This window comes from Bacillus mycoides (assembly GCF_001757995.1).
GTDB classification, from domain to species: Bacteria; Bacillota; Bacilli; order Bacillales; family Bacillaceae_G; genus Bacillus_A; species Bacillus_A mycoides_B.
The window spans coordinates 179,994-193,861 of sequence record NZ_LXLV01000035.1; the positions used below are offsets into that span (position 1 = coordinate 179,994).

Genomic DNA, 13,868 nt, shown 5'->3' on the forward strand with positions numbered 1-13,868 from the left:
AAGTTTATTTAACACAAATTTGCCGCCTGATTTGATGTGTAAAAAATATATAATAATACGTATTTCATACACTCTAAAAAACAAAAGATACACCACTATTAAGCGGTGTATCTTTCTCAACATATTCTATTTCCGTTTACTTCGTTTCGTCTTAAACAATCTCACTAAGTTCGAAACAACCGTTTTTGTTACCGCATAAGCTGGTACTGCTAAAATCATTCCGATAATTCCCGCGAAATTACCTACCCCTAAAATAAGGATGATAATTGTTAACGGATGGATATTTAATTTTGAACTCATAATACGCGGTGAAATGATGTTACTTTCAAACTGTTGTACGATTGTTACTATAATAATTACGTACAAAGCTTGCATCGGAGATACGAACAGACCTATAATGACAGCTGGTGCTGCTCCGATAAATGGACCTAAGTTCGGAATTATATTTGTAAATGCTGCGATAATTCCTAAAACGAAAGCATACGGTAAACCGATAATTAAATAACCCGTAAATGTAAAAGCACCTATAAATAAACAAACGAGCGCTTGACCTTGAATATATGCAGATAATGTTTCGTTCGTTTCCTTTATGATACGAAGTCCTTCTTCACGGTAAGACTCTGGTAATACACTAACAGCTTTTCCTGGAAATGCATGTCCATCTTTAAACATATAAAATAAAATGAACGGTACTGTAAAGATAACTAACGCCACGTTCGTGATAATACCAAATAAAGCCGTTGCACTCGACGTAATTGTGTTTGGTATACCCTTTAAGTATTCAATCGCATTTTTCTCAATTGTTTCAATGGAAACGTAGTTTTGTGTAGATAACCATTCAAATAACCTATGATGGGATAGATCTTGTATGTATACTTTTCCCTCTTTTATATAAGTCGGCATATTTTTTACTAAATCCATTAACTGTTGTGAGATGGTTGGAACGACTACTCCAATTGCAACTCCAGTTAATGTAATGATAAAAAGGTACAGTAGTAAAATCGCTAAACCTCTAGGTACTTTTTTATTCTCCAAAAAGACTAACACAGGGTTAAATATGAAGTATAAAAATAGCGCGATTAAAATTGGGAAAAATAATGTTGATATGAAGATACCAATCGGTTGAAATAGAAACGATATTTTTGTGCAAATAAATATGATTCCTACAACCATCAGCACTTCTAATGTCCAAAAGTGCACTTTCGATTTCAAAAAAACGTCCTCCTTTAAACTAGCACTTCTCTTCATTGTACCAAATTAAACTTAGATTTCACATAATATTTTCCTTTACAATATTCCAAAATCCCATTAAATACACTACAATGAGATTACAGACAAATTTGCAGGTAAAGGTGATAAATATGACACAATGCATCATTTGCAGAAAAGATACGAAAGAACTTAGTGAACAATATGTCATTCCAGAGATATTATGTGGATATTATTTCACAAACTCAATTTGTGATTCCTGTCATGAACATATGACAACAAATATTGACCGTCCTTTAATTAGACATAAATTAAGTCAATATAAGATTGAGCAAATGAAAAAACAAATCGACTCCCCTCTCTATACGAATGAACATGGTGAGGAGCTAGCAGCCGCTGAGACAGATGTAGTCGAAGTAAGTGATGAGATACTTTATTCCAATGCATTGATTATGAAACTATGTAAAAAGCACGATATTTCATTACATAATGAAATTTGGAAAGAAGAGCGCGTAACAAAAGTAGCTAGTTCTATTCAACGTGAATTGCTTTTAGATAACCGTAAATATAAAATGAGTGTATTAAAAATGGCTTATACTTTTGCTGTACAAACAATTGATGGCTACTTTGACGATCCAGATGCGATTGATATTTCTACCATTCTATTAAATGCCGATTTCATGGAATTAAAGGAAAAGAGTATCGTTCGTGACTTAAGCAAAAGCTCTTTATGGAATACATTAAATACAACGAGCGAAAACCATTACTTTATTTTACTTAGTGATAAAGACGGTCTGTTCTGCTTCATTCGCCTATTTGATATTTTTGATGTTGTTGTTCATTTATCAGAAAAAAGATACAATCTTCCATCACCAATTGTCGGCGTAAATAATGTAGACAAAAAAGGATTTTTTGTGGAAAGTTTAAAACAGTATATGGATGGGCTATTTAAAGAAACTACACGTTCTATTTAATCCACATAAGAACATACGGTCTCCTTTCTTCATGAAAAGACACTGTGTTATAATGAGTATGAAAAGAACAATACAATCACATAAAACAATTAAAAACTGTATATAAATAAAAAAGACTAGTGTGCGGCTACACACTAGTCCACGTAACTTAGCAGATTGGATTGTTCATTTATCCTATTTGTTTCGTACAAACACAACAACCCACATTCTATAGGCATAGGTGGGTTGTTATTTTTTGAGCTTGTCAATTAAGACGACAATAAACGTTAACAATGCAATGAGAAACAGTCCACCTTGCAGTAACAACGCAATTTCACTCACTTATTATCACCCCCCTCCTACTCGGAGAAGTGATAATTGAACAACCAACCGTACCATAAGTTACCTCTTAATTTTATCATATTTTCTGATAGTTTACGATGAAAACCCGCAAGCGAATTACTTGCGGGTTTTTTCTCATTATTTTTCTAATGCATATGCATCAGCTATCATTTCACCAACAATTTTATTTCTTTGTTTCTTCTCGTCTTTCAACAAAGGAAATAACAGTTCTGCTACTTCATACGCTTCTTCTAAATGAGGATATCCTGATAAAACAAATGTATCGATTCCTAGGGATTCATATTCTTTTATTCTTTCCGCTACTGTATGCGGATCTCCTACAAGTGCAGTACCTGCACCACCTCTTACAAGTCCGATTCCAGCCCATAAGTTAGGACTTATCTCTAACGACTCCCTTGTTCCTTTATTTAAATGTGTCATCCGTTTTTGACCAACTGAATCATATCTTGCAAATGTCTTTTGAGCAAGCTCAATTGTTTGATTATCTACATATTGAATTAAACGTTCTGCCTCTTCCCATGCTTCCTCTTCCGTTTCTCGAACGATAATGTGTAATCGAATACCGAATCGCACAGTACGCCCTTTCGCTTCTGCAAGTTTTCTTACTTCTTCTATTTTTTCTTTCACTTGCTCTGGTGGCTCTCCCCACGTTATATATACATCACTATGTTCCGCAGCAACTTCTTTACCCGCAGCTGATGATCCGCCGAAATATATAGGTGGATAAGGTGTTTGAACTGGTGGAAATACAACTTTACTATCCGTAACTTTAATATGTTTTCCTTCTAAAGAGATTGTTTCACCTTGTAAAGTTGACTTCCAAATTCCCAAAAATTCATCCGCTGCTTCATATCTTTCATCATGATCAAGGAAAAGCCCATCTCCATGTAACTCAACTGGATCCCCCCCAGCTACAACATTAATTAAAAGTCGTCCTTCTGAAATTCTATCAAATGTTGATGCCATTCTCGCTGCAACTGTCGGTGACATCAGTCCTGGTCTAACTGCAACTAAAAATTTTAACTTCTCTGTTTCAGCAGCAAGAGCTGAAGCTAATACCCAGGGGTCTTCACACCCTTGGCCAGTTGGAAGTAAAACACCCGTATATCCTAAATAATCAGCTGCCCCGGCAACTTGTTTATAGTAACCATATTCAGCTGCTCTTCCTCGTTTTGTCGTTCCTAAATATCGACCATCTCCATAAGCCGGAATAAACCATAATATTTCCATACCTTTACACACCCCTTTTTTATTTTGAAACGTATAACAAATCGCTCTATATAAATTAGCACTAATAATTTATATGTTAATTCCCTGTCTCACCCTTAAAATTATCTCGCCATCTCAAAAACTTCACTTCTAGTAAACGTACAAGTGAATCAGAAAACTTTCCAACAAATGCAAAGATAATAATGCCGACAAATACGATGTCTGTATTGGAAAATTGCCTTGCATCCATAATCATATAGCCAATACCTTCTGTAGATCCCATCAGTTCTGCTACTACTAAACTTACCCATGCAACACCTAAAGATAATCTTGCCCCAAGTAAAAGGTTCGGCAATGCTGCTGGTAAAATCAATTTTGTAATCAACTTTCTTTTACTAAATTCTAATACTCTAGCAACGTCAAACAACTTGGAATCAACACCACGAATTCCTAAAAAAGCATTTACGTATAATGGAAAAAATGCCCCGTCTGCAATAAGTAATACTTTTGATGTTTCCCCAAATCCAAACCATAATACAAAAAGTGGTGCAACTGCTAAATGCGGTACCGTCCTTAACATTTGTACTGAAGGATCTAAATATTGCTCACTTCTCGTTGAAAAACCTACTATCGTTCCTAAAATAATTCCTAGACTACCTCCGATAAAGAAACCAGCAGCGGCTCTGAACACACTAATACCTAAATGACCAAATAACTCTCCTGTTTTTATTAGTTCTTGAAAGGCTAGAAAAATATCAAAGGGCGTCGGTAAAACTGTTTTAGAAACGAATCCTAACATGCCAGATAACTGCCAAATAATTAACACGATTATTGGTATAGTAATCGCCCTTATTAATACTTTAAAATTCGTTTTCCGAATCTTCTTTGCACCGTTCTTTTCGATTTTTATACTTGTTGGCTTAATAAAGGCTTTCGTATTCTCCATTTTACATAACCTCCTTTCACCTCGCCTTTAACGCTTTTTCTACAAACGAATTATCTACAACTTTATCCGTCTTAATTTCTTTCTTAATGGAACCAAGCTTAAATTGAAAATCGGCTGTTTTTTGCTGTTCCGCTATTATTTCTTTCGTAACTGGAACTAACATTGGTTTGTCGTGATTGAATACTTCTTTCACAATCTCTGCATCAATTTTCTTTGCAGAAGTATATATTTTAATCGCTTCATCTAAGTTTGATTCTTGCCAAACAAGCGCTTTTTCATAGACTTTTAGAAACTTTTCTACTAATTCTGGGTGCTCTTTCGCAAACTTTGTTCTTGTAATAAGAAACTCTGGAGATGAAACATTTAATGTTTCACCATCTGTGATCACCTTCGCTCCTTTATTTACCGTATGTAACGATATGAAAGGATCCCAAATTGCCCATGCATCTACTGATCCTGATTCGAATGCAGGCTGTGCTTCATCTGGTTGTAACTGAATCACATTTACATCCTTCGCATCGATGCCTTCTTTATCTAGTGCTCGATATAATAAATTAAAAGCACTACTTCCTTTTGCTACTGCAATTTTTTTACCTTTCAAATCTTTTACACTCGTAATCTTGCTATCTTTTTGAACTAAAATTCCAGTTCCTTTTCTCGCATAGCTTGTATTTGCAATTTCCGTAAATCCTATTCCTGCTGCTTGCGCTGAAATAACTGGAGAATTTCCGACTTCACCAAAGTCTAAACGATTCGATGCAATTGCTTCAAAGTAAGGAGGGCCACTTTGAAACTCAGTCCATTTTACTTTCACACCCTCCTTTTTAAACTCTTCTTCAAACCATCCCTTTTTCTGCGCTAATAATAGTGGACTTAATCCTTGCTGTATACCGATTTGAATTGTGATATCTTCTTTCTTGTCATTAGCTTTACTGTTTTCGCAGCCTATTAAAAATAGGAAAAGTGCAATTACCAAATAGATACCCCTCATATTTCTATTCATTTATATTCCCCCTCTCCTTATATACTTTTTTGAACAAGTCCCCCATGTTCAAATTGTTGTAAAACTTTCGTTCGCAATTGCTGAAATGATGAAGAGGTTTTACTTCGCGGATAAGGTATATTGTTTTCAATGACTTTATGTATTTTTCCCGGCTTTGCACTCATAATAATAATTCGATTCGAAAGATAGATTGCTTCGTCTATATCATGTGTAACAAAAATCATTGTCGTTTTCTTCTGTTCCCAAATATTTAGTAACACTTCTTGTAAATGACTTCGAGTAAATGCATCAAGTGCTCCAAATGGTTCATCAAGTAATAATACATTGGGATCCCTTAACAATGCCCTCGCTATCGCAACACGTTGTGACATCCCGCCTGATATTTCTTTTGGATATGATTTTTCAAAACCTTCTAGCCGAACGATTTCTATCCATTCTTTTACCTTATCTTTTACATACTTATCTTTTAACGACAAATCTGCGGCAATATTTTCTTCAACTGTTAACCAAGGAAAAAGGCGATGTTCTTGAAATATAAACCCTTGTTTCTTACTTGGTTTTTCAATGCGCTCTCCATCAATGATAACTTCACCTTCAAACTCATTATCTAGCCCTGCTACAATTTTAAGTAGCGTACTTTTCCCGCACCCACTCGGACCAATTACCGTTACAAAATCTCCTTTCTCTAGTTGAAATTGAATGTTTTCTAACACTTGAACGTTCCCTGTTTGTTTTACGAAATATTTTGATACCCCTTTAATTGAAACAGCCACTCCTTTACCCTCCCTAAAATGAATCATATAGATTAATTGATTAAGCCATTATGTAACTAAAAAAACCAAAGGCATTTCATCACTCGATGAAATGCCTTTGGTTTCTCCAATCAGCTATACGTTATGGAATTAACTACATATTATACATATATTTCCGATAAGTCAACTAGGATTTAAAAAAGAACACATTATCACTATTTGGTTTTGTATGCAAATAAACTCCCTTTTTCTTTACATATGGTCTCAGTTTCTAAAATCATACGAGGTAACAAGACATGGATAGTATCTGTTAATACGTTAAGCGCTTCTTTCACATAACCACTCTCAAATTGATCTAATGGCTCAGGTAATTCGTCTTCATCTAATATGAAATACTCACCGTTAGGAAGAAGCATAATATCAATAATTAAATCTTCAAAGGATACTAACTTATTTCCTACATGTGTGTTTTTTACGATATTAAAATATGACCCTAAATAATGCCCTGCATCATCTCTCCATATATATAGGTTATACGGACGATCTTCCCAATAATATGCGGTTGTATAACTACCTTTAGGAATAGTTAATTTTGTTTCTTTTGCAGTCATTGTAAAAGAATATTGTACTTCATGAAATAGCACGATTTTTTTCGGTTGTGCTTCTACTAATAAACAAACGTGATCTATAGTTGTAGAATCATAACGTATTTTTCTTTCTATAATTTCAATCCTTGATGTACGTAAACAATTCATTTTTTAGTTACCCCTTCTATCATATAATGCGTCCGTTTTTAATTATATCCTTTACGCTCCTGATTAAGAAAGTATACCGTATTCCGCATCATAAAAACTCCTTCTATAATGGAAGGAGTTCATGAATCGCTACTATTTTATTAACCACGATTCATATATGGCCTTTTATTTTTTCAATACAAGCTCCATATACACCAAACGCACGGTGATACATTAGCATTTTACTCCTATTTCAACTTCTCCATAACCGCATCATAAAATTTCCGTTCATCATCTACATTTAGGTGAACACGACTTACTGTTTTTGAAAAACCGTATAACAGCTGCGCTTTAATTGGCTCTTTTAACGTTATTTCAAAAGTTGCAGGTTCCTTTATAAATTCCATAACAGTTGCGTCAAGAACCTCTTTCTCTTCTTCTTTCGTTAAAGATTCGCCTTTATAAAACACAATGTTATCAATTTGTATAAATGGTATAACGATTTTCTTTCCTAGTCCAATTTGAATGATCACTTTTTCTTCCGCAACGATAATTGGATTTTTACGCATCGCTTGTATTTCAGCTAAAAAATAAAACATGGCATATATGTTTAAGATGAGTAAAACCCAAGCTATTACTGGATTCCATTGATGAAGTAAATAATGAAAACCGATACTTTCAATTAATGTTGCATGAATAATCATGATATAAACACCTATTGCACCGGTCTTTTTATGATATGAGTATGTGAATTCACTTTCTAATACTTTTACACGCCACGATAAAAAAGCATAGTAGAGTAATTTACACTCTGTAAGAATGATATTTACTGCCTTACTTCTCTTCACATTAGTATCAAATGCTGCATCAATCGCATAAGAAAATGAAGAATACTCACTTCTATATTCTTTATATCGTTTTATTATTTTAGGAAGTACTCTTATAATTTTATATATCAGAAACAGTTCAAAACATACGAACACAATTTCTCCAGCAACTATTACATACGAAACAAATGAAAAAGCTTGTAAATAATCACTAGGAATAATAAATCTTGCGAATACGTATCCAGCTATAACTACAGGAAACATATACGTTAACGAATATCTTTTCCGTATAATAAAGAAATATGTGATGACTGGAATTACAAACATAAAATCTAATAACGAACCAAGCACTACTTCTTTCGGGGCAGCTGGCACTATTGGAAGGGCATACAATAAATAATTTGACAACATAATTAAAGATACGAGTCCAATCCAAATGCCTTTTCTCCTTCGTGAAATTGATGGATTCATTCCTTCTCTCCTCTATTTTAATACCTCATTTAAATTATCTTTATAAAATGAGATAGCACGTTCAAATTCTTTTACCTCATCTACTTTCACTACCGTTTCAAGCAATAATTTCATCGCGGATTCATGATCATTTACGTTATATTTTGCTAATGATAAAAACACTTTCATCACATCATTTTCCGGGAACTTCTTTATCCCTGCTTCTAATACAGTAATCGCTTTATCATATTCCCCTATACAACGATACGTACTGCCAAGACCGATATACGCACCGCGAAGTGATTCACCATCAAGTCCGTTCGCAATTGCCTGTTCATAATACGGAACCGCCTCCGTTTCAAGACCCATTACATCATGTATCCAAGCGCATTGATATAGTACTTCTGCATCCCTCGTAAAGTTTGTTAATCCTATAAGTATCTCTCTAGACTGCGCATATTTCTTTTCATTTCTAAGTTTAATAGCTTGCTTTAATAAATGTTCCATACAATCCACTCCTCACAAAATGTTCATTATGCATATATCATGTATTACACATTTACGAGCAGCTAATGGCCTATTATATTGATTCAATTTAATAATTAGTGAGGGATACGTTCCCCCACTAATTTAATATTAACTCCATTATATACTATGCGACTACAGCTCTTTCTAAAAGCTTAAATTTCCATCACAGTAGTACGATTGCATAAATGCTCTAACATATTGACAATTTCTTTTGCAGTTCCATCTTTCCCATTACATAACTTCACATTACCATCTTGTCCAATGACGTGATGCACGGCGCCGCGAGAATATAAAGAATGCGGTGAGTTCGCTACCATTACACTCGCTTTTGCATCTTCCATCCTTTTGCTTGCTCTTTCAATAAGTTCTGCTTCATTTACATCACTTTCAAGTTTAAAGCCAACGAGTATCGTTTCTGGATCCCAATTCTTTATTTGTTTTAATACTTTTGGTGCTTTTTGAAAATGAATAATTGGTGCGATATCACTTGAAATCTTTCCGTTCATATTAAGAACAGTTCCATCTTGATCACAAATTTTTTCAACAACCCAATCTGAGCCAGCAGCAGCCATAATAACCGCATCTACTTTTTCATGTGTAATAATACTTTTCATCTTATCTTGTAAATCAATAATCCCCTCAAATGGGTGCAATTCTAATTGGTTATTTACACCCATTGGCTTCTCAGCAAAATAGCCATGCAAATATATAACATTTGCTCCTTTTGTCATAAGCTCTTCTGCAATAATTCTTCCAATCGTACCTTTTGCTAAATTTGTATGTCCCCGTACTTGATCCCATTTTTCTAGACAACCGCCGCTCGTAATTAATACTTTTTTCCCCTTCATCATAACCATCCCTTACTGATTTTTCGCGCGAAACCACTCTGATCCAAAGTCAACTGCATCACGTTGCCTCATAAAACGGCACGTCGCATTCCCTATCTTCCCACGCGTAACTGTTCCTTTCCGCTCATATTCAACTCCGATTTCTACAAACGTGTCAGAATCGTAATCCATTTCAAAGAACTCTTTCCATACTCTTACACCTTCTTCTATAATAGGTGCTCCTACCTTTATTAACTCACGTGCACCTGTACGTACCTCAGATAAATGTATGGACGTATTGGAGTCATAACCGACACCAAGTAATAATATATATCCATCTAAATCGTATATTTTTCGCAATGGCGATTCTTCACCAAAACTTATGGAAAGTGAATGATTCGCTGTAATTTCTTCTGCGTGTTTCCCCCATGCTGCAAAACTGCTGAGCGGATGATTACTGCGCAATACATTGGGATATGTACGAAAACATTCAACTACTTTTCCCATTGCCCTTGTTGGTGTTATACGTGGGTCAAATGCTGGGACGTTATCCCGAATAATTTGCCACCAGTCTTCTGGTACAGGTGGTCTTGACCAATGTTTTGGATCGGATAAATCTGAAGATTGGGTTGGCATAATTATCGTTCCTTCTTCTGTAACAACTTTCATTAACGCTTCTACTACGGCAACTGCCCCACCAGATATCCAACCGATCGAACTTAATGAAGAATGAACAATAACTGTCATTCCTTTTTCTATCCCTAATCCTTTTAAATCATTTGTAATTGTTTCGATTGTATTTGGAAGTTGTGTACTCGCCACTATTTCATTCATTTTCACGATTGTTCCCCCATTTTGCTTTAAACTAGTACATACATATATTATCATATTTTTCTTAATTTTTAACATAATCCATATAGATTACTATACTCTTATCGTTCTTATCATATCGGAAACAGTTAAATTATGGTATGCTTATTTAAAATTAATAAAGGAAGGTGAAAACAATAAAGAAAATTATATTACCCCTTTTCATATTAGGAATGATTAGCTTAAGTGGTTGTACTTTTTCTAATAATGAATATGAAGATTTTTGGGTGTTAGAAAAGTATAGATATAACGAAGGTGGATATGGTCCTTCAAACTTATACGAAAAAGCACAAGAAGATCCAACTATGATTCATTACTCAAATGATAGTATTAGTGAAGGAAAGAAGATGGTATATTTAGCCTTTGGAAAAAAGTATGAAGATGATAAAATTACAGTAAAAGAAGTAAAAAACGAAAAAGATACATCCGTTATCGTCTTACGTATTGAAAAAAACAAAGGAAAAGATAAAAACCCTGTTATGTATATCGGTGTGCCTAAACTTAGAGATTCTATTAAAATTGTAGATGAAGACGGTAAGAAAATTTTTGAAATGAAACAAAATGAAAGCGTTACATCACAGCAATGAAAAACTTTCACTTTAGCAATCTTAAATCAAACTTTATACTCATATGAAAGAGTCCATCACAAATGATGCGCTTTTTATTTTATTCATTCTCTAAATAACAATTAAACCTTTCTATCCCCGGGTATTTTTCTCCCAAACTTTCAATCTTAAAGTTACATTTCTTATAAAATCCGACTGCCTCTTTGTCTGTCTCAGCCTCAATATATGTTAACTCATATTCCCTAATTATTTCTTTAATCATTTGAAGTGCAATTCCTTGATTACGATATTTTTCATCAACAGCTATGTGACACATTCTCGCTCTATTTGTATGAATTAACGCTACACCTATGCAACCCTTATTCCCATATTTATATAGCACTGCCTGATCATTTTTATACAATGAAACTGCTTTAATTAAGCTTACTTCACTCGGATCGGTCGCATACTTTAATACTTTCTTAATTGGATCTATTTCTATATGCTCAACACGCTGTAACATCCTATTTTTCATCCTTTCTCATGAAAAAAGACTAGCTCTTTATTGAAAAAGAGCTAATCTTTTTACGCCGTTATTTTTTCTTCTTTTTTCACAACTACAGCTACATAACTATGAAGTATCATTCCGACAATTACAAGACTCATTCCAATCCACGATAAAGAAGACGGAATTGGAGCCGATAACCAGATCAGCTCTCCTACTAATGCAAATAATACTTCACCAGACTGTGTCGCCTCGACTGTTGCTAATTTTTGCGGATCATCTTTTACAAGATCTGTCGCAAAGAAGAATAATACTGTAGCAATTAAACCTGAACTAATCGCTACAATAAAACATTGAAAAACTTGGTTACTTGACGGTAATCCGCTTGTAGATACTTCGTAACCAGAAAGTAATAACCAAAATGGTAAACTTGCTAATGTCATACCGAGAACTCGTTGGAATACATCCAATTCGCCCTTACATAATTGCATCATTTTTCTATTTCCGAGTGGATACGCAAACGCTGCAATGAGTACAGGAACTACACATAAAACAGTTTCACGAATCCCTAAAGAAGAAGCGTGTTCTACTTGCATAAGAACAGCACCGAATAAAATAATGCCTGACATTACTAATTCCTTCATTGGAAGTTTTTTATGTAATGGGTCTACCGCAAAAAATGGTGTTAACAAAATCCCTGCAACTATCGTAATTTGCCAAGTTGAAGCGACAAGCCACCCCGGTCCAAACGCACCCGCGAAACTAAGCGGTGCATAAAAGAGACCAAATCCAATAATACTCCATAACAACCATTCTTTCGGATTGTTTTTCATATATTGAAAGAGTTGTTTTAAGTTTCCTCTATACATGACAATAAGTAGTAGCATTGGAACCATAAAGTAATACCGTAGTGATGCACTCCAAATCCAACTCCCGCCTTCTAAGTCCATCGACCGGTTTAACACAAAGGTAAAGGCAAAGAAAAACGATGCCAATATCCCTACTGCAATAGCTTTCATTATAAAACCCCTTGTTTAGTTTCTTGTTATACTATACAACAAAATAAATATAATTAAAATTCCGAATTTTTAACTTGCATGTAATCTAGCTCTATATAGTTTTCTTAACTGACTAATATGAGCTTGATGGTACCGATTATGATCAGCTATATGCCATATCCCCCACCTTATAATCGCATTTTCTCCCTTTTCATAAAAAACTTCCCGTGTTAACTCATTTTCTGTTAGTTTCATACATTCCTCATAAATCATATGTTGCACTGCTTCATAATCTTGCATTAATTCTTGCAACGTGTGTTTTCTCAAAATTGGCAGTTCTCCTATATCATTTAACATAGGCCCATATTTATTTTCAAGTGCTGGTGGAACTTCTTTTCCCTTGAAACGGTACACCCAATGTAAATCGACAACTGCTAAATGTTGAAGTAGTTGCCCTATACTATTTTCATTATTTTCAGATCCTTTAAAGGATAGTTCGTTCTCTTCTGTACCTTCTACTAAATTTTGCAATCGTTTAAATGTATCGGTAACCGTTGCATATAAAATCGCAACTTGTGGGTTCATATCTTTTTCTAAATAGAAATCTTTCATAACAAACTCCTTCCCTTAAAGAAACAACACCATATATTCATCGTCACTATATACACCGTTCATTTTTATAGCTCTTTTTTCAATTCCGTATGTTTTAAAACCCAATGATTCATACAATTTTTTTGCCGGTTCATTTGTGGACACAACACCTAAGGTCAATTGCTCCAAGTTTATTTCTCTTGCTCTTTCAATCGCCTTACGTATTAACTCACGTGCAAGACCACTTCTTCGATTGCTTGCATCTACATACATCGCAACGATATGACCTTTATGTTTATATGCCTCTTTCTCTTCTGTTAGTAAAGTGACAACTCCAACTAATTGATGATCCTCACTAAAAGCACCGAATGTACAACTAGTAGTAGCTGTTAAATTACTTTCCACTCGCTTAATAGGATTTTCTTGCCGCACTGCTTCTTCATAAGTTGTTACAAATGCCCCTGGGTTTACTTGTAATGCTTGTAAACGTAAATCCCAATATTGCTCCGCATCTTCTTTAGTAAGTAATCGAATCATGTTTCTCTACCCCTTTAAGTT

The 13,868-nt window shown here is 34.6% G+C and carries 17 protein-coding genes; 2 read left to right on the forward strand and 15 right to left on the reverse strand.

Annotated elements, in window-relative coordinates; all coding sequences use genetic code 11:
* Positions 1-126: 126 nt before the first annotated feature.
* Positions 127-1,212 carry an AI-2E family transporter gene (locus BWGOE10_RS13995; RefSeq protein ID WP_070143493.1) on the reverse strand — a complete coding sequence of 362 codons (1,086 nt, stop codon included), beginning with the start codon at positions 1,210-1,212 and terminating at the stop codon, positions 127-129.
* Positions 1,213-1,361: 149 nt separating this feature from the next.
* On the opposite strand from BWGOE10_RS13995, the gene BWGOE10_RS14000 reads away from it, so the two are divergent.
* Positions 1,362-2,183 (forward strand): HNH endonuclease, encoded by an 822-nt coding sequence (locus BWGOE10_RS14000; RefSeq protein ID WP_002110427.1) that lies wholly within the window; start codon positions 1,362-1,364, stop codon positions 2,181-2,183.
* A gap of 228 nt (positions 2,184-2,411) precedes the next feature.
* Here the strand turns inward: BWGOE10_RS14000 and BWGOE10_RS33430 are convergent, their stop codons facing one another.
* The 10 genes from BWGOE10_RS33430 to BWGOE10_RS14045 form a co-directional block, all read right to left on the reverse strand.
* Positions 2,412-2,504, reverse strand: a complete 93-nt coding sequence (locus BWGOE10_RS33430) for a putative holin-like toxin (RefSeq protein WP_001289318.1) — start codon at positions 2,502-2,504, stop codon at positions 2,412-2,414.
* A gap of 138 nt (positions 2,505-2,642) precedes the next feature.
* On the reverse strand, positions 2,643-3,755 hold the full coding sequence (gene ssuD, locus BWGOE10_RS14005) for an FMNH2-dependent alkanesulfonate monooxygenase (protein WP_070143495.1): 1,113 nt from the start codon (positions 3,753-3,755) through the stop codon (positions 2,643-2,645).
* Positions 3,756-3,831: 76 nt separating this feature from the next.
* Positions 3,832-4,680, reverse strand: a complete 849-nt coding sequence (locus BWGOE10_RS14010) for an ABC transporter permease (protein ID WP_070143497.1) — start codon at positions 4,678-4,680, stop codon at positions 3,832-3,834.
* 16 nt (positions 4,681-4,696) lie between these two features.
* Positions 4,697-5,683 carry an aliphatic sulfonate ABC transporter substrate-binding protein gene (locus tag BWGOE10_RS14015; protein WP_070143499.1) on the reverse strand — a complete coding sequence of 329 codons (987 nt, stop codon included), beginning with the start codon at positions 5,681-5,683 and terminating at the stop codon, positions 4,697-4,699.
* A gap of 17 nt (positions 5,684-5,700) precedes the next feature.
* The gene (locus BWGOE10_RS14020; RefSeq protein ID WP_070143501.1) at positions 5,701-6,456 is read right to left on the reverse strand and encodes an ABC transporter ATP-binding protein; all 756 of its coding nucleotides are present in this window, start codon (positions 6,454-6,456) and stop codon (positions 5,701-5,703) included.
* Positions 6,457-6,650: 194 nt separating this feature from the next.
* Positions 6,651-7,190, reverse strand: a complete 540-nt coding sequence (locus tag BWGOE10_RS14025) for a DUF402 domain-containing protein (protein ID WP_070143503.1) — start codon at positions 7,188-7,190, stop codon at positions 6,651-6,653.
* A 227-nt stretch (positions 7,191-7,417) separates the two neighbouring features.
* On the reverse strand, positions 7,418-8,467 hold the full coding sequence (locus BWGOE10_RS14030) for a hypothetical protein (RefSeq protein WP_070143505.1): 1,050 nt from the start codon (positions 8,465-8,467) through the stop codon (positions 7,418-7,420).
* A 12-nt stretch (positions 8,468-8,479) separates the two neighbouring features.
* Positions 8,480-8,953 (reverse strand): tetratricopeptide repeat protein, encoded by a 474-nt coding sequence (locus tag BWGOE10_RS14035; protein WP_070143507.1) that lies wholly within the window; start codon positions 8,951-8,953, stop codon positions 8,480-8,482.
* Positions 8,954-9,126: 173 nt separating this feature from the next.
* Positions 9,127-9,822 (reverse strand): phosphopantothenoylcysteine decarboxylase, encoded by a 696-nt coding sequence (locus BWGOE10_RS14040; protein ID WP_070143509.1) that lies wholly within the window; start codon positions 9,820-9,822, stop codon positions 9,127-9,129.
* A gap of 12 nt (positions 9,823-9,834) precedes the next feature.
* Positions 9,835-10,635: an aminoglycoside N(3)-acetyltransferase gene (locus BWGOE10_RS14045; protein ID WP_131798967.1), complete on the reverse strand. Its 801-nt coding sequence runs from the start codon at positions 10,633-10,635 to the stop codon at positions 9,835-9,837.
* Between the two features lie 173 nt (positions 10,636-10,808).
* Here BWGOE10_RS14045 and BWGOE10_RS14050 point away from each other — a divergent pair, with 173 nt between their 5' ends.
* A complete protein-coding gene (locus BWGOE10_RS14050; RefSeq protein ID WP_070143731.1) occupies positions 10,809-11,258 on the forward strand; it encodes a hypothetical protein in 450 nt (149 codons plus the stop codon).
* Between the two features lie 79 nt (positions 11,259-11,337).
* Here the strand turns inward: BWGOE10_RS14050 and BWGOE10_RS14055 are convergent, their stop codons facing one another.
* The 4 genes from BWGOE10_RS14055 to BWGOE10_RS14070 all read right to left on the reverse strand — a co-directional run bounded on the left by BWGOE10_RS14055 (position 11,338) and on the right by BWGOE10_RS14070 (position 13,847).
* Complete coding sequence (locus BWGOE10_RS14055) at positions 11,338-11,739, reverse strand: GNAT family N-acetyltransferase (protein WP_070143511.1); 402 nt, start codon at positions 11,737-11,739, stop codon at positions 11,338-11,340.
* A gap of 62 nt (positions 11,740-11,801) precedes the next feature.
* On the reverse strand, positions 11,802-12,740 hold the full coding sequence (locus BWGOE10_RS14060) for a multidrug resistance efflux transporter family protein (protein ID WP_070143512.1): 939 nt from the start codon (positions 12,738-12,740) through the stop codon (positions 11,802-11,804).
* 69 nt (positions 12,741-12,809) lie between these two features.
* Positions 12,810-13,331, reverse strand: a complete 522-nt coding sequence (locus BWGOE10_RS14065) for a DinB family protein (protein WP_070143514.1) — start codon at positions 13,329-13,331, stop codon at positions 12,810-12,812.
* 15 nt (positions 13,332-13,346) lie between these two features.
* Positions 13,347-13,847: a GNAT family N-acetyltransferase gene (locus tag BWGOE10_RS14070; RefSeq protein WP_070143516.1), complete on the reverse strand. Its 501-nt coding sequence runs from the start codon at positions 13,845-13,847 to the stop codon at positions 13,347-13,349.
* Positions 13,848-13,868 lie beyond the last annotated feature (21 nt).

What these genes read in the sequence shown, in the direction of transcription:
- ssuD (WP_070143495.1), bottom strand. Translation starts at nt 3,755, where the DNA reads ATGGAAATATTATGGTTTATTCCGGCTTATGGAGATGGTCGATATTTA.
- BWGOE10_RS14040 (WP_070143509.1), bottom strand. Translation starts at nt 9,822, where the DNA reads ATGAAGGGGAAAAAAGTATTAATTACGAGCGGCGGTTGTCTAGAAAAA.
- BWGOE10_RS14035 (WP_070143507.1), bottom strand. Translation starts at nt 8,953, where the DNA reads ATGGAACATTTATTAAAGCAAGCTATTAAACTTAGAAATGAAAAGAAA.
- BWGOE10_RS14060 (WP_070143512.1), bottom strand. Translation starts at nt 12,740, where the DNA reads ATGAAAGCTATTGCAGTAGGGATATTGGCATCGTTTTTCTTTGCCTTT.
- BWGOE10_RS14030 (WP_070143505.1), bottom strand. Translation starts at nt 8,467, where the DNA reads ATGAATCCATCAATTTCACGAAGGAGAAAAGGCATTTGGATTGGACTC.
- BWGOE10_RS14045 (WP_131798967.1), bottom strand. Translation starts at nt 10,635, where the DNA reads ATGAATGAAATAGTGGCGAGTACACAACTTCCAAATACAATCGAAACA.
- BWGOE10_RS14055 (WP_070143511.1), bottom strand. Translation starts at nt 11,739, where the DNA reads ATGTTACAGCGTGTTGAGCATATAGAAATAGATCCAATTAAGAAAGTA.
- BWGOE10_RS14015 (WP_070143499.1), bottom strand. Translation starts at nt 5,683, where the DNA reads ATGAATAGAAATATGAGGGGTATCTATTTGGTAATTGCACTTTTCCTA.
- BWGOE10_RS14000 (WP_002110427.1), top strand. Translation starts at nt 1,362, where the DNA reads ATGACACAATGCATCATTTGCAGAAAAGATACGAAAGAACTTAGTGAA.
- BWGOE10_RS14025 (WP_070143503.1), bottom strand. Translation starts at nt 7,190, where the DNA reads ATGAATTGTTTACGTACATCAAGGATTGAAATTATAGAAAGAAAAATA.
- BWGOE10_RS14065 (WP_070143514.1), bottom strand. Translation starts at nt 13,331, where the DNA reads ATGAAAGATTTCTATTTAGAAAAAGATATGAACCCACAAGTTGCGATT.
- BWGOE10_RS14070 (WP_070143516.1), bottom strand. Translation starts at nt 13,847, where the DNA reads ATGATTCGATTACTTACTAAAGAAGATGCGGAGCAATATTGGGATTTA.
- BWGOE10_RS14010 (WP_070143497.1), bottom strand. Translation starts at nt 4,680, where the DNA reads ATGGAGAATACGAAAGCCTTTATTAAGCCAACAAGTATAAAAATCGAA.